At 41.4% G+C, this 16,541-nt stretch carries 12 protein-coding genes; 4 read left to right on the top strand and 8 right to left on the bottom strand.

Annotated features, from left to right (window positions below; translation table 11 throughout):
- Nucleotides 1–17: 17 nt before the first annotated feature.
- Nucleotides 18–902, bottom strand: coding sequence for a GTPase Era (gene era, locus KDU71_RS10160; protein ID WP_212190415.1), 885 nt, complete (start codon nt 900–902; stop codon nt 18–20).
- 212 nt (nt 903–1,114) lie between these two features.
- On the opposite strand from era, the gene KDU71_RS10155 reads away from it, so the two are divergent.
- Nucleotides 1,115–3,412 carry a family 20 glycosylhydrolase gene (locus KDU71_RS10155; protein WP_212190408.1) on the top strand — a complete coding sequence of 766 codons (2,298 nt, stop codon included), beginning with the start codon at nt 1,115–1,117 and terminating at the stop codon, nt 3,410–3,412.
- Nucleotides 3,413–3,464: 52 nt separating this feature from the next.
- Here the strand turns inward: KDU71_RS10155 and KDU71_RS10150 are convergent, their stop codons facing one another.
- The 7 genes from KDU71_RS10150 to KDU71_RS10120 form a co-directional block, all read right to left on the bottom strand.
- Nucleotides 3,465–3,857 (bottom strand): DUF2255 family protein, encoded by a 393-nt coding sequence (locus KDU71_RS10150; protein WP_212190406.1) that lies wholly within the window; start codon nt 3,855–3,857, stop codon nt 3,465–3,467.
- A gap of 17 nt (nt 3,858–3,874) precedes the next feature.
- On the bottom strand, nt 3,875–4,576 hold the full coding sequence (locus KDU71_RS10145) for a hypothetical protein (protein ID WP_212190404.1): 702 nt from the start codon (nt 4,574–4,576) through the stop codon (nt 3,875–3,877).
- 119 nt (nt 4,577–4,695) lie between these two features.
- Nucleotides 4,696–6,603 carry a toxin-antitoxin system YwqK family antitoxin gene (locus KDU71_RS10140; protein WP_212190402.1) on the bottom strand — a complete coding sequence of 636 codons (1,908 nt, stop codon included), beginning with the start codon at nt 6,601–6,603 and terminating at the stop codon, nt 4,696–4,698.
- Between the two features lie 109 nt (nt 6,604–6,712).
- Nucleotides 6,713–6,991: a hypothetical protein gene (locus KDU71_RS10135; RefSeq protein ID WP_212190400.1), complete on the bottom strand. Its 279-nt coding sequence runs from the start codon at nt 6,989–6,991 to the stop codon at nt 6,713–6,715.
- Nucleotides 6,992–7,212: 221 nt separating this feature from the next.
- Nucleotides 7,213–7,524 (bottom strand): hypothetical protein, encoded by a 312-nt coding sequence (locus tag KDU71_RS10130; RefSeq protein WP_212190398.1) that lies wholly within the window; start codon nt 7,522–7,524, stop codon nt 7,213–7,215.
- An 86-nt stretch (nt 7,525–7,610) separates the two neighbouring features.
- Nucleotides 7,611–9,293: an AIPR family protein gene (locus KDU71_RS10125; protein WP_212190396.1), complete on the bottom strand. Its 1,683-nt coding sequence runs from the start codon at nt 9,291–9,293 to the stop codon at nt 7,611–7,613.
- Nucleotides 9,294–10,780: 1,487 nt separating this feature from the next.
- Entirely contained in the window at nt 10,781–11,680 is a 900-nt protein-coding gene (locus KDU71_RS10120) for a helix-turn-helix domain-containing protein (RefSeq protein ID WP_212190394.1), read from the bottom strand.
- A gap of 116 nt (nt 11,681–11,796) precedes the next feature.
- Here KDU71_RS10120 and KDU71_RS10115 point away from each other — a divergent pair, with 116 nt between their 5' ends.
- From KDU71_RS10115 to fucP, 3 genes are all read left to right on the top strand, one after another.
- Nucleotides 11,797–13,584, top strand: coding sequence for an L-fucose isomerase (locus tag KDU71_RS10115; RefSeq protein WP_212190392.1), 1,788 nt, complete (start codon nt 11,797–11,799; stop codon nt 13,582–13,584).
- A gap of 79 nt (nt 13,585–13,663) precedes the next feature.
- On the top strand, nt 13,664–15,136 hold the full coding sequence (fucK, locus tag KDU71_RS10110) for an L-fuculokinase (RefSeq protein WP_212190390.1): 1,473 nt from the start codon (nt 13,664–13,666) through the stop codon (nt 15,134–15,136).
- Nucleotides 15,137–15,199: 63 nt separating this feature from the next.
- On the top strand, nt 15,200–16,504 hold the full coding sequence (gene fucP / locus KDU71_RS10105; protein ID WP_212190388.1) for an L-fucose:H+ symporter permease: 1,305 nt from the start codon (nt 15,200–15,202) through the stop codon (nt 16,502–16,504).
- The last annotated feature ends 37 nt before the right edge of the window (nt 16,505–16,541 follow it).

The raw sequence follows: 16,541 nt of genomic DNA, 5'->3' as shown, positions 1-16,541 counted from the left end.
TGATTTAGATGGATTTACTACTTTAATTCGTAGCCATGGCCACGCAGGAAGTTGTCCTTGTCTCGCCAGTCTTTGCTCACCTTCACATAAGTCGTAAGGTTCACTTTCTTCTTAAAGAAGCCTTCCAGGTCTTTACGGGCCTCAATACCAACCCACTTAAGCTTAACGCCTTTGTGGCCGATGATGATGCCTTTTTGTGATTCGCGGGCCACATGAATAACGGCACGTATGTCAATGCGCTCCTTTGCCTCCTTAAACTCTTCTACTTCCACCTCTACCGAGTAAGGAATTTCCTTTTTGTACTGAATCAGTATCTTTTCACGGATAATCTCTGTCACAAAGAAGCGTTCCGACTTATCGGTTAAGGCTTCTTTATCGAAGAATGGGGGTGAATCAGGCAGTAATTCAATGATGCGATCGAAGAGATTTTGTACATTGAACTTATGCAGGGCCGACATGGGGAATACCTCGGCCTTGGGCAGTTGTTGCTTCCAGAAGTCCATTATGTCATCCAGCTTATTCTGATCAATCAAGTCAATTTTATTGACGACCAGTAAAACAGGAATATCAGTTTTTTGTACCGAACTCAGAAAATCATCGTTTTTATCCGGTTTCTCGAAGGTATCCGTTACATACAAAATGATATCCGCATCGTTTAAGGCCGATTTTGAAAACTTAAGCATCGACTCCTGCAGCTTATAATTTGGCTTGAGTACACCTGGCGTATCTGAAAATACGATTTGATACTCAGGTTTATTAACAATACCAAAAATGCGGTGACGCGTGGTTTGTGCTTTAGAAGTGATAATAGATAAGCGTTCGCCAACCAACTCGTTCGAAAGGGTTGATTTTCCTACGTTGGGGTTACCAACAATATTAACGAAGCCTGCTTTATGTGTCATAGTCCTTTTGTTTTCTGCTGCGAAGATACGATAAATAGTTAAGTGCTGTTGAATATCATTTATACCTGAATCATATTCGGTGGCTTTTGAAAGCTTTGGACTTTGTTTTGTCAATGAAAAGAAAGAAAAGAACGGTAAATCTGATTGCTTTTCGTTAGCTTTGAAGGTGTCTCATTTTTAAAAGGAACTATAAATCTTAAATTTCAATAAGTATGAAGGTTATAAATGGCTTCTGCATCCTGTTAATTTTAACGCTTATGGCATGTAGTACACAATCAACGCATCATAGTTACAACGATGGCATTAATGTGGTGCCCTTGCCCAATCAGCTGGTTGAGCAGGAAGGTGAATTTGTTTTAAACAGCTCGAGCCAATGGGTTGTAACAAGCGAAGAGGCAAGTGCAATCGTTAATTTTATCAATAACAAGGTGAAACAATCAACTGGTTTTGATTTGACTATAGCCAATGAGGCACCGGATAATAATTATATCGCTGTTGAGCTGGACGAGTCGTTGCCCATCAATGAAGAGGGCTATAGCTTATTGGTGTCAACTGATAAAGTGCAACTAAAAGCGAAAACACCACAAGGGGTATTCTATGGTTTGCAAACCTTGTTGCAACTATTGCCTGCTGAGATTGAAAGTCCAACATTGGTAAAGCATGTGGAGTGGGCGATTCCGGCAGTGGAAATTACGGATGAACCTCGTTTTACATGGCGAGGCATGCACCTGGATGTGTGTCGTCATTTTGTGCCGGTTGAAGATATTAAGAAGCATCTGGATATGTTGGCCATGTTTAAGATGAATACATTTCATTGGCATTTGACTGAAGATCAGGCCTGGCGCATTGAGATTAAGAAGTACCCCAAACTGGTTGAAGTGGGAGCTACCCGCATCGAGGGCGAAGGCTTTGAGCACAGTGGCTATTACACGCAGGAAGATGTAGAAGAGATTGTGGCTTATGCTGCTGAACGCTTTATTACAGTGGTGCCTGAGATTGAATTACCGGGACATGCCCTCGCTGCTTTGGCTGCCTATCCTGAGTATTCATGTACAGGCGGACCATTTGAAGTACGCAAAGTATGGGGTGTGGAGCCTGATGTATACTGCGCGGGTAAAGAAGCAACATTTCATTTTCTGGAAGATGTGATTGATGAAGTGGTAGCTTTGTTCCCATCGGTATATTTCCATATTGGTGGCGACGAGTGCCCTAAAGAACGCTGGAAAGAGTGTCCTGACTGTCAGAAGCGCATGAAGCAGGAAGGCCTGGCCGATGAGCATGAGCTACAAAGCTATTTTGTGAAGCGCATTGAGAAGGTATTGATTGCACATGGCAAAAAAATGATTGGCTGGGATGAGATACTGGAAGGTGGATTGGCCGAATCGGCAGCCGTGATGTCGTGGCGTGGTGAAAAGGGTGGCATTGAAGCCGCTTCGCAGGGGCATGATGTGGTGATGACACCCGGCAACTGGTGTTACCTCGACCATTACCAGGGAGATTACCATGTGGAGCCGGTTGCTATTGGTGGATACACCACATTAGAAGAGTCGTACAGTTATGAGCCGGTACCAGCCGAGCTGTCGGAAGAGAAGGCCAAACATGTGCTGGGCACACAAGGCAATGTGTGGACCGAATACATGTATACCCCCGAATTGGTTGAGTACCGGGTGTATCCGCGTTTGATTGCCTTGGCCGAAGTTAACTGGACCAATAAAGAAAATAAGAACTATGACGGTTTTGCTACACGTATTAATAACCAGCTGGTACGTATGGATCAGCATGGCATTAACTACCACATTCCGTTGCCAGAAGGACCGGTTAATAAGGTGGTATTTGCAGATAACACCAAACTGGAGTTTTCTAATACCCGCAATTACCCTATGGTGTATACAACAGATGGCAGTATCCCAACGGCTTATTCAAATGCTTACAAGCAGCCCCTGCTATTTGCCGAGAATAAAACCATCAATATTGCAACGCTATTGCCAAGTGGTAAAATGAGTAAGGTAAGAACCATTACCATTGAAAAGACGACTGTGAAACCAGCGGTAGATGTGGAAACCAGCAAAGTGGGGTTGAAGGAACAATACACCGAGGGTACATTTATTAAAGTGGCCGAACTGGATAAAGTGACCGACTGGCAAACGCGCGATGGCTTTATTGAAAACAAAGGCCCAAAATATCGTCAAAGCGATTATAATGATCCGTCGGCGCATTTATATACTGGTTATTTGATGATTGAAGAGGAAGGTATCTATGAGTTCCAGACTAACCTGGACCAGTTATTTATTGGTGAGGAGCTGTTAATTAACAACGATGGTGAGGTGAAACGTTTCTCGCGCAACAATAGTACCATTGCTCTGGCAAAAGGGAAGCACCCGGTTAAGCTGGTTTATCTCAATAATATTATTGGTGGCTGGCCGCAAGCCTGGAACGGGCCTAAGGTGCATTATCGCTTATTGGGTGATGAAGAGTTTAAAGTTATTGACAATGCACAGTATAGCTATTAGTAGCCTGAAGATATAAGAGAGTGAGGCTGCCCAAATCGGGCAGCCTTTTTATTTATCCTTCTTTATCAAATAAGAACTCCATGGTATAATTGGCATATTCAGGTTGAGTAATGCCTATAGCATATTTGAGGTTATGCGTCTGGTTGTACTTATTCAGATAGGCTTTGTCAATATGCAGGTTAATGGCGTCGTCTTTATCCACCTTCTTTCCACGAATGTTGATAACCCGGTTGTTGTACTTTATCTGGCCAAGGCCTGTCTTTAATATCTCAGTAAACCAACTTTTGGGACTTTTATTCCAGCTTCGGGCAAATACACGATTACCCACCTGAACCATCCATATTTTCAGGAATGTTTCTCTGCTGGTTCCGCCTTTAATTTCTATCAGTGAATTGGCTTCTAAATACTCGTAAAAATCAATCGGGAATTGTCGTGAATTATTCATTGTTGATTAGTTTATAACTACTTGTTGTGTGTTACCTTTTTATAACTCCCTTCAAATGGGCAGTTCATGCCGTGATAATCACAGTTTTTCTCTGTCAGAATAAGCATCTGATTTGAAAATGCAAACTGTATTTCTTTGCAGTTCTCTCCTGCGTAAATACCTTCTTTAAGATTGGTTAATTCGATTAAACCTTTTAAATATCCAACACAGCCAGATTCTGTTCCATTGCTGATGTTAAAAGTAAAAATATTGTCTGCAATGTGTTCCAGCTCAACTGCACCAAGGTATTTCTCCGAATTGTGGTTGCTTTCATAGCGGCCTTCAATTTCAGATACTTTGATGTCCTGACTTATTGTGTTGTTGGCATATATTAGTGTGTTTAACTTCATTGTTTTGTTCTGCGATTTATCTGTCCATATCCCACTAAAGGACTTATCATCTAAATCACCCATAAAGCCAATTTCGAATTCAGATTCATAACCAGGGGATTCATTTAAAACAACTTTGTTGTCCTTGATTTCACCCTCCAACAATATCTTCGATTTATATTTATCGTAGTAGTAAAAGCCTATAACTTTTTCTCCCTGAATAGTCAAGGTCATTAAAATAGCATATTTGTCATCGATGGAGCCGGAAAGGTTGATGGTTCTCTTGTTTAACTGAGCTGATAGGCTAAAAGAAATTATCAATCCCCATAATAATAAGCTGATATACTTCATAGGTAGGTTATTTTATGTGTATCTTAAAGATACAATAGTATAGGCTGTTAGAATAAGAAAATAGAAAAAAGAGGCCATCCGTTATGGGCGGCCTCTTTTGTGTGTGATGCTTAGTTGCTTTAAAACAGCTTTTCTTCGGTAAGCTCACCATTGGTGTAATACTCTTCTTTGGTTAGATCACCCACTTCATTCCACATGCTTTGGATACCTTCTTTTTTATCCTGTATAAAATTAACGGTAGATGAAACCAAGCCATTGTTATGGTACCAGGTCCATTCGCCTTCTTTCTTATTGTCTTCCACTGTGCCATAAGCGTACAGTTCGCCTGTTTCGAAATAGAATTTTATTTCGCCCGACTCACGACCGGCCTCATAGAAATGCTCCAGGTAGGTGCTTTGGCTTGTTTCGTACAGGGTTATCCAGTTGCCGTCGCGCAATCCATCGACGATAGAGCCCGATTCCAGCACCTTTTTCATATCGGCATAGTAAGAGGTGTAATAGCCATTGCCATCCACCACCATGGCTTTACCGTCGGGAGCCCACGAATGATTGATTTGATAGATGTTATTGGCATATATACCTTCTTCCTGTAGCTGGCCGTTTTCGTAGTAGGTTAGCCATTTACCTTGCTGCAACCCCTCTTTGACCTGCCCCTCTGCCAGTAATTGTCCGGACGTAAAATAGGTTTTAAAATGTCCGTTGCCTGCCTTGACCAGTTGAATGCCCTGTTCGTTCCATACATCCTGAATCAATACGGTTTCCTCATCTTTATGATTCAAGATGCTTTCGGGCTTACCGCTTTCGAAATAATGCTTCCAGATGCCATGGGCCATACCGGCTTTCATCATGCCTTCAGATGCCAGCTGACCATTTTCGTGGTACGACCTCCAAATGCCTTCCTGCTGGCTTCTGTGGTAGTTGCCTTCCTGCTGCAGCTGCGAGGTTTCATACCAGTTTTTCCACAGGCCTGTCATGCGGCCATCTTCATAGCGGCCTGAATCCAGTTTAACACCGTTATCGTAATAGCTGATCCACAGGCCATGTTCGATCCCAGAGCGGTAATAACCTTCCCGCATCAGCTGGCCCGACTCGTTGAACCATTGCCATAAGCTATCGGGTGTGCCCTCGGTAAAATGCGCAATCAGCTGTGTGTTACCATTCTCATACCAATAGGTCCATTTGCCGTTTTCTTTGCTGTGCACCAGTTCACCTTCCGACATGCGCTTGCCCGACTCATAGGTGTAGGTCTGGAAGCCACTGACCCCGTTATTAACTGTGATTAGGAAGAAGCCCATCGCCACAATGGAAACGATGACCAGCGGCATGCGCAACCTGTAGTTGGCCGGAAAGCCTTCCGATTGATTGTCCTGAATCATCTTTATTTCCAGTTCCGACACCCGCCTGAAAGCCAGTTTATAACCTTCGAAAACGGCGATGCCATAAAACAGGATGTCCATGGGGCTAAAGGAATCTACCAGTATATCGATGATGATGTTGATGTTGAGGTAGGAGAGCACCTCAATGTAGCTTAACGACTCGGCATGGGCATAAAAGCCCACCTCGCTAAACAGGTTGCCGCTTAAGCAGCCCAGTAAAGCCAGTCCTGCACCCAGGAAACCAAATTTATGGTCGATGCCGGCACCAAAGAAACGAACGGCAAAGCCCACGATAAGCCCCACACCAATGGCCATGTAACCAATCTGGTATTGGGTACTTACGGTGATGGCGGCCCACAGCACACCGCTGATGAGGCTGGCCAGTAAGCCACCAATAAGGGCATAGTAAAAATCCTGGTGTTCCTTTAGTTGATTGAGGCTATTGGCATCAAGGCCTCTTAAAATGCTTTGGTCGGTGTCATTGGCCGTATCAATCACCGTATCCTTCACGTATTCATCGTGGTTGAAGTGTTCGCACGATGTTTCAAAGTCGGCCTTCTCACCTGTTAAGCGGCACAGCAGGCCCTGGTGAATATCGCTCTGCCGGTTGGTGCATTTCTTACAAAACTCTAGTTGCTCTTGTCTGGTCATTTTCTTGTGTTGTAGATTTTTTATAGGTGGATTTGGGGTTTTCTGTTTTTGAGTGGCTACTCAAAGTGAATACTGTCTATTATGCGTTACGGCGACGAGTTACACACATTTATTTTCTTAGTAAACTATCTACTTCCGCCTTTAATAGTTCATAATTTTGAACGAGATTTTCTTCTCCATGTGTTGAATTATGAAATCCAAATTCAAGCAACTCTGCTAAATAATCGTTCTTATATTGATTCTTAAGTCTACTTAAAACTAACTCATGATTACAAATATAGATGTATGCCAATATATCTGCTGGAGTTTCATTTGCTGATCCATTTGATTCTAAAATCATTTCGAGAAATAGTTCAAGCAACTCTTCATCATTCTCATAGGCAACCATTTCTGCCAGAGTATATAATGCAGGATTTAATTGATTATCGACATAATCATGACTTGTATTTGGTGTCCCGTAATTTGTTGAGTAAAATTCTATAATTGATATTACCTGTTCTCTTTTATAGTCATAGCCATTTCTATAATCTAAATATGTGAATTCAGGTTCTTTTCCGTTCCATGCAATAATTAGGGTGTCATTAGTAAGTTTCTTAATGATCCCAAATTCTATGGAATCTTCATATTGAATTTTAATTGTATCTCTATAAGTTCATAAGTATAGAAGTCCTCAATAGTCCCAAATTCATTTTTAGAGATTAAAAAATCAGCATGAGGGGCTCTTCTATCAGTCGCCCATGCATTAAAAATGAGCGATGAATCGATTGTAATTACTTTCTTATTGGTCTTAACAGGTATAACTGATAATTCAACTTTTGTTTTAATCGTATCAAGTGTAGATTTAGTCTCATTTTTCTTACTTACGCTATTGCATGAGGTAATAATGAAGATTGCTAGTATTGTATTTATATACTTTTTCATAATTGTGTAAAACGGTTTCGGGTATGGTGCATAGCTTGTGTTGCGCCTGTAGCAGGCATAATACTAGTAGCTATTATTGCCAACCGTTATTGGACATTCTCAGTTAATAATTCTTTCAATTCTGAAACTAATTCTTTCCCCTTTGCAACAGCGTTGGTACCACCCAATGAATCATATAAAATATTTACATTGTCGATAGCTGGTTTAATTATGTCATCGGTCAAATCATTCAATGATATACCAGTCAAGTCTGCCGGTGAAGGAGATACTTTTCTAGTTAATATGGAACTGGCATATAACGCAACATGAAATTTTATATCACCAATCTGTGTAGTAGTGAAATTATACTCACATTTTTTTAGCTTATCTTCTATCAGCTTTTGAATCTCAACGCATTTCCAATACAGCTCAATAGGATACTCGTGACTAAAAACACGCTTATAATCAGAGTCGTTTTTTAGCAACGAAGATGGTCTAGCTCTTGCGTAATCAGGTTCTTGTAATACAATGCTCATTACGGATTGACCTAAGAACTCTATGCTTATTATTTTATTAATCGGTTTCCCTTGGTTTTTATAATAGTTTTTCCTTCTGTCATAGTAATAGCCTTTTGTTGCTAGAAAATCCTCTAAATCTCTATGAATGTCTTCTGTAGCTCTCAGAGAAGCAAGCGGAACTCGAGTTTGACTATTTGTTGCACGAATTACTTTAAGTCGACTTTTTTCAGATTTTGTAGTAATTACTCTTACCAACAAGTTTCTAGTCTCTGCTTTATCGGGATTTTTCTTAAAGTAATTATATATCTCAAAAGAAGTCTGTAATCCGTTAACAATTTGAGGGTCTTCAATAGTTAGAGTCTTTCCAGAATAGGTTGCTTTTGAGGCTGTAATTGTTATTCCATTATTTAACCACCAAAAGTCTTCCTCACCTTCTGTATTTAGCGTTTCTTTTATTCCTTTGTTTACTTCAACTCCACCTTGATAATCTCTAACATTAGCATCAAAGAAATACTTTAAAAGTAATTTGTCGGTGTTGGTAATAAATTTAAAATAAGACTCCAAAGTTGCAATTGCTATATAGCCTTCGTCTCTTGTAGATATTGGATTATCATTTAGTTCGATTTGTTTTACTCTGGTTTGTTCTTTTCTTGATATCTCAAGTAATTTTTGTGCAGTGATAAATTCAAAATTATACTTCGCATCGGAAAACAATCCTTTTATTGTATTTTCAAGCAGGCCTTTCTTTCTATCTGTATTAGGATGAACTTCGACACCTTTAGTGCAATAAAAATAAGAAATGCTCAAAAGAGGGAATTTTGAAATTATTCTTTTATACTGTTCACGAAAAACCTTTGTTTGTTTTATTAATTCAGGATTATATACAGTTCTTAAGGAATCTATATCTTTTGATAAGTCGAGTATATCAATCGCCGAAGAGTTACATTTTTCAATTGGAGTTTCACTAAATCCATTTGTAAATTTGGTTTGCAAAATAATTAATTCAAGGATTGCATTCTTCTTTGAATCAACTATATCATCCAAATTTTGGATGAGTTCTCCATTAACAAAAGTATATATCCCATCAATTCCGCCATCATTCCCACCATCAGTTATTCCATTTTCGATTTCATCATAGTTTAAATCATAATCCTTTAAAATCTGCTCTGTCGCATAAATGTGAAAGAAATCTGATAATGACATCTCAGGAGCTAATTCTTGATGTTTTTGCTCTACAAGTGTCTGTATTATTATCTGATGGTTTGAACTCATGTTATGTCGTTTTGATGTTTGGCAACTCATTTATATCCAACCTTATATCCGGTATTACTACTATCACCCGCTAAGGCATAGCCATTTCTTCCGACACCCAGGTGCCTATACTTTCATTATTCCTTTATGCTTGCTGCCCCTTATTACGCTCACATTATCCCCGGTCAGGGGGGCAGTTTTTCCGATTAGTGCCTGCTAATTTAGAATTTATTTTGAGATGCACATACTTATGTTGATAAAAGATGGGGTGGAGTTGATAAGTGGGAGGTAGTCAGTGGTCAGTGGTTATTAGTTAGTGGTCAGCAGTCAGTGGTCAGTAGTGAGGCGGAATGCAGAAGATGGTTGTTTTAGTGAAGTGAAAAGTGAAAAGTGAAAAGTAAAAAGTGAGAGGTGAGAGGTGAGAAGTGAGGTGGATTGATGTGATGGTGATATGTCAATGAGCATTGGCCATAAGCAAGGAAGCTAGGGTAGTGTTGACCAGGGTCATAAGGCTTCCGACTTAGGTCAGCGGCTTCCTGATCAGGGTCATGAGGCTTCCGGCTTAGGTCAGCGACTTTCTGACCAAGGTCAGATTGAAAAATACCTGGATCAGCAGCTTCCTGACCTGGGTCATAAGGCTTCCGACTTGGGTCAGCGGCTTTCTGACCAAGGTCAGATTCAAAAATACCTGGGTCAGAATGATTCTGACCGAAGACATTTGCTTGCTGACCTATGGGATAAAGAAGATGACCCGGCTTAGGATGAAAATGAGCTAAGTAATAAAGCTTACAACCTGGGTGGTCAGCCTTCTGACCTGGTTTGCGGGGTGGAGGAGATGGATGCAGAAGAGCGATTCGAACCCTCTTGAATGGGATTTTTGCCCTCTTGGCTGTTGTACCTTGCCTCGGGAACGGTTTATCAGGCTTCTTGAAGCCGATATTTGGCCAATGGGCGGCTTAATCAGGCCTGTTATTTTGCTTATCGAGCCTCTTGAAATACAAAACCAGGTCGATGGGATGCTAAGCCAAGCCAGTTGAGCAGCATATTGAGCCGATGGAGATGAGGAATCGTCCCTGTGGAAGGGGCAACAGGTCGGTTGACATATCAAATGCCGCGATGGACTTGAATTGAAAGCCTCGGGGCTAATAAAATAAAGGGTTTGGCGTTCATCTTGTAATAGTGCAAATGTGGTGTTGAAAACAGGTTTTTGCCCGGCCTTATGGCCTGTTTTTTGGGGTAAATTACCTTCAATTACATCGTATTTTGGTGGTGTTGTATGTATTTGGTAGTCAAGGATAATGACTTGGGTGAAAAAACATGCTTATGATTTGACAAAAACGTAAGCATGTTTTTAGTAAAACGTGCCTACGTTTTTACTAAAACATAGGCACGTTTTTTTTAGGGCAGGTAGTCGAAAGTTATTAATCTACTTTCTGGTATTCTAAATTATTAAGCATTTGCTTCAGCTTTTTGCCCGGTGTAAAAATGCACTTTAAAGACTTGTGTCATTACGAGTTAATCCTAAATTCTTTTTTATACTTCGCTGGCGAATAACCTGTAACGTGATTGAAGATGCGTGTGAAGTGGTAGCGGTCGGCAAACCCACAGGCAGTAGCAATTTCTTCGATTGACAGGGTAGAGTGATGCAGCAGAATACAGGCTTTGTCAATCCGTTTCTTCTTGACATATTTTTGAGGGGATATACCTGCTTCCCGGGTAAATAGCCTGGTGAAAGCATTGGTAGCCATGCTGGCAATCCGGGCTAGCTGAGGGTTACTTAAGTCATTGGTCAGATTGTTTTCGATGTGTTTGATAACATCAATAATGCGGTAATCAGCACTTGTATTCTGCCAGCTTTCTTCGGGTAATGACGATAACAGGTGGTTGATGATGGTATTGATGGCTAAGGTGGAATAAAAGTTGAACTTTGCATGTTCGTAATTCAAATGCTTTTTAATGCCTGCCAGCATGGCATCCAGTTCTTTATTGATGGGTAAGGCATAAACGCCTGGAATGGCATTGTCGTATGGCATGCCCAGGTTAAAATGGATAAATAAGTGAAGCAGGTACTGCTCATTGTATGGTAGCATTTGACTAACGCGTCCGCCTTTTAACGAATATCCTGTTTGTGGAATCGAGTTGTTATACATGTAGGTGGAATACGACGTGTTGGGGGCGATGAGAATCAGTTTATCTGGCGTAATAGGTATCTTTTGATTGTTGTAGATAATGGCAGCGCCCTCAAAACTATTGTGATATATCCGCCAGAATGGAAATGACAGATCGTTGAATTCCCAGTTTTGCAGCCACCAGTAGCGGCAGCAGTGAATCTGAATTTCATACTTTGGGAAGACCTGGATGATTTCCGAAGGGTCACCTTTTAATGGCCTGTTGGTAGTAGTATTCATGTTTGATGTTTAAAATAGATACAAATCTATTAAAAATAGCCATTTATTATTGAGGCATTTAGAATCAATTTTGTGTGTAGTAAAAATTAATAAACACGAAATTAAAGATATTCAAAATGGCTAACAGGTTAATAGGCGATTTGCCCAAGGTTGGAATCAGACCGGTTATTGATGGTCGCGAGAACGGGGTAAGAGAGTCACTGGAATCACAGGTGATGGATTTGGCGAAAGCAGCTGCTAAATTTATTGAGGAAACACTTCGATTCCCAAGTGGTGAAAAAGTAGAATGTGTCATTGCCGACACTTGTATTGGTGGTGTGGCTGAAGCGGCCATGTGCGCCAATAAATTCAAGAAAGAAGGAGTTGGTGTTTCATTAACTGTAACGCCTTGCTGGTGCTATGGTACCGAAGTGATGGATACCGATCCCCTATTGCCCAAAGCTGTTTGGGGTTTTAACGGAACCGAGCGTCCTGGTGCGGTTTATTTGGCGGCCGCTTTAGCCGGATATACACAAAAGGGATTGCCCACCTTTGGTATTTATGGTCGTGATGTGCAGGATGTGGGTGATACAACTATTCCTGCTGATGTGCAGGAGAAGATCATCCGCTTTGTAAAAGCCGGTTTGGCCGTTGCCCAGATGAATGGTAAATCATACCTGTCTATCGGTTATAGTTCAATGGGTATTGCCGGCTCAATGGTAGATGCTGATTTCTTTCAGGATTATTTAGGTATCCGCACGGAGTTTGTTGACTCAACGGAGATTTTACGTCGCATCGACGAAGAAATCTATGATAAGGATGAGTACGAAAAAGCTTTAGCTTGGACAAAGAAAAATTGCAAAGAGGGTGCAGACCGCAACAAGCCTGAGAAACAGGTTGACCAGTCGCGTAAAGATGCCGAGTGGGAAACCGTGGTTAAAATGACACTGATTTGCCGTGATATGATGATTGGCAATGAAAAAGTGATTGCAAAAGGTTTCCGCGAAGAAGGATTGGGACGTAATGCCATTATGGGAGGATTCCAGGGGCAGCGCCAGTGGACCGACTATCAGCCAAATGCTGATTATACCGAAGCCATCCTTAACTCCTCATTCGACTGGAATGGCATCCGTCAGGCTTTTGTACTGGCCACCGAAAATGACAGTTTAAATGCAGTGCCGATGTTATTCGGTCATCTGCTTTCAAATACTGCCCAGATATTCTCTGATGTACGCACCTACTGGAGTCCTGATGCAGTGAAACGAGTTACCGGAAAAACCTTGAGCGGACTGGCAGAGAATGGGATTATCCACCTGATTAACTCAGGCTCTACCACACTGGATGCAACAGCCCAGCAAAGAGATGCTGAAGGACAACCGGCAATGAAGCCTTTCTGGGAAATTACCGAGGAAGAAGCTCAAAAATGTTTGGATAACACCTTATGGCCACAGGCCGATCGTGAGTATTTCCGTGGTGGTGGTTTTTCTTCTCAGTTTAATACCGAGGGGGAAATGCCGGTGACCATGAGTCGCATTAACCTGGTGAAAGGCCTTGGGCCGGTGCTGCAAATAGCAGAAGGATGGACCGTTGAGCTGGAAGAGGGTATCCACGAGGTATTAACCGAGCGAACCAATCCTACATGGCCTACCACCTGGTTTGTTCCAAGGGTCAATGGTAAAGGGGCTTTTAAAGATGTATACTCGGTAATGGCTAACTGGGGAGCTAATCATGGTGCCATCAGTTACGGTCACATTGGAGCCGATTTAATCACCTTAGCCTCAATGCTTCGCATACCAGTCTGTATGCACAATGTGAGCGACGATGATGTATTTCGCCCAAGTGCATGGGCAGCCTTTGGCGAAGATAAAGAAGGCTCGGATTACAGAGCATGTGCCAACTACGGTTCACTTTACGGTATAAAATAATTATCCTGAGATTGACAAGGACTGGTGCAGATGGCGTCAACTATCTGCCAGTCCGCAATCTTGTTTATAAACCATTACGATGCAAAAAGATATAGCCATTGTTTTTGACTGTGGAGCAACCAATGTCAGGGTGATTGCCATAGATACAAGAGGTCACATAATAGCCTCACATGCTATGGCTAATGAAACGGATGAAGATCCGAATTACCTCGGTGGAAGAATCTGGGATCTGGATAAGTTGTGGGGTAAATTGTGTAAGGCTGCAAAAATTGTTAGTACGCAAATTGATTTGTCAAGAGTGGCCGGTGTTACCGTCACCACTTTTGGCGTGGATGGTGCTTTTGTGGATGAAAATGGCAGCTTACTTTATCCGGTCATCTCCTGGCAATGTCAGCGTACAGCCCCCATCATGGATAACATTGGTAAATACGTTCCATTAGAAAAACTCTACGAAAAGTCAGGTGTTTACCCCTATGCCTTCAATACCATTAATAAAATGATTTGGTTGAAGGAGCACAGGCCCGAAGTGATTGATAAGGCCCATCAATTCCTTTTTATTCCCTCTTTGCTGATACACAAACTATCCGGCGTGATGGTGAATGATACCACCATGATGGGAACATCCATGATGAGTGATTTAGTGAAGCGCGATTTTTCGGAGGAGATTTTAAATGCGATTGGTATCGACCGTGGTTTGTTTGGCGAACTGGCTGAACCGGGAGAGCAGGCTGGGAGTATTAGTCAATCAGCCGCAGCATTAACAGGACTGCCAGAAGGAACTCCGGTTTTTGTGGCCGGCCATGATACACAGTTCGCCATTTTCGGCTCAGGAGCACAGTTAAATCAACCGGTATTGAGCTCAGGTACCTGGGAGATATTGATGACACGCAGTAAAGGACATCGCACCACCATCAAAGAGCTTGAAAAGAATCTGACAACGGAGCTTGATGCTACCAAAGGGGTGTTTAATATCGGTCAGAACTGGTTGGGGTCAGGTGTACTGGAGTGGTTCTCAAAAAATTATTACTCCGAATTGACGGGGGACGAATTGTATGAAACCATGATAAGTGAAGCAGAGCAGGAACTGCCAGGGGCTAATGGCATTATGGTGGATTCTGCTTTTTATGATGATGGAACCAGCACCAATGGAGGTACTATTACCGGTTTAACTATCAATACCAAACGAAGTCAGATCTACCGCGCATTCCTTGAAAGCATGGCCTTTCGTTTACGTGAGGCATTGGAGGCACTGGAGGCGGCAGGGGGGTTTAAAGCTGAACGGATTATTTGTGTTGGTGGCGGTTCTAAAAACCGTTTGTGGAACCAATTGCGTGCCGATGTGTGTAATACTCCCATTCAGTTTATTGAGCAAAAAGAAACAACCGTATTGGGCGCTTCGATGTTTGTGTTTACCGGTGCCGGAGTTTATAAATCTGTTGATGCAGCCCGAAAACAGATCGATTACAATGAAAGTGTAATTTATCCTTCTAATAATGCTCCAATTTATGAGGCGCTCTATGGGAAATACCTTGCTTACAAGAAGAATAGATAATCCAATCAATATTTGATATACAAAAAGGGATATCAACAATTATAAATCCTTAAAAATGTACATGTGAAAAATCCATCTAAATTACTTGAAAAAAAATACCTGGTTCCATTTGTGTTAATAACCAGTCTGTTTGCCCTCTGGGGATTTGCGAATGATATTACCAACCCAATGGTAGCTGCTTTTAAAACCGTAATGGAGCTGACGCATACCAAAGCAACACTCATTCAATTTGCTTTTTATGGTGGTTATGCCACCATGGCTATTCCGGCCGCATTATTCGCACAAAAATACAGTTATAAAAAGGGTATATTATTGGGACTAGGATTATATGCAACTGGTGCACTTTTATTTTATCCTGCTGCTCAGTTCCAGATGTTCTCTTTCTTTGTTGGTTCATTATATATACTAACATTTGGTTTGGCATTTCTTGAAACAACAGCTAATCCTTTTATACTCTCACTTGGAACACAGGAAACATCGACAAGGCGGTTGAACCTTGCTCAATCTTTTAATCCTATGGGATCATTCCTTGGGATGATTGTTGCTGCTAAAGTTGTTTTGGCCAACTTAGATGCAGATAAACACTTTGATGAGTTAGGAAATAAAATTGATTTTTCGTCTTTGGATGAAATGACCAAAGCAACAGATAGATTACATGATTTAGCTATCATAAGAGATCCATATGTAGCGTTAGGCCTTGTTGTATTAGTGATGCTTGTGGTTATAGCAGTAGTTAAAATGCCTGATACAGCGCATCAGACACACATTCATCCTTTACAGTCAATGAAACGATTGCTGAAAAATAAGGTGTACCGTTCAGGTGTGATAGCCCAAATAGCATATGTTGCGGCGCAAATCATGTGTTGGACATTTATTATTCAATATGCCGAAAATCTGGGACTTACAAAAGAGGCAGGTCAGTATCATAATATGGTGGCCATGGGTCTGTTTATTGTCAGTCGATTGGCAAGTACAATTATTCTGAAATACGTAAATGCAAGCAGATTGCTGATGTGGTTTGCCTTAGGAGGTATCGTAACTACAACAGGAGCCATCTTAATAGTTGGCTTACCAGGTCTGTATTGCTTAGTGGCAACTTCTGTTTTTATGTCTTTAATGTTCCCAACAATTTATGGTATTGCTTTAGGGAATGTAGGTCAGGATACAACAATGGGATCGGCAGGATTGGTGATGGCAATTGTAGGAGGGGCAATTATGCCAATGTTGCAGGCCATGATAATAGATTTTGAGACTGTTGGTTGGTTGCCAGCTGTAAATGCTTCATTTATATTACCCATGCTATGCTTTGTGGTGATTGCAATATATGGACACTACTCATATAAGAAATTGGCAGTAAATAACATATAGAGTGCAAGGATATCAGATTGATATTAAATAATTTAGA

The organism is Carboxylicivirga sediminis (genome assembly GCF_018156225.1).
GTDB classification, from domain to species: Bacteria; Bacteroidota; Bacteroidia; order Bacteroidales; family Marinilabiliaceae; genus Carboxylicivirga; species Carboxylicivirga sediminis.
The sequence above is the reverse complement of the archived record's forward strand: the minus strand, read 5'-3'. Positions and strand labels throughout refer to the sequence as shown.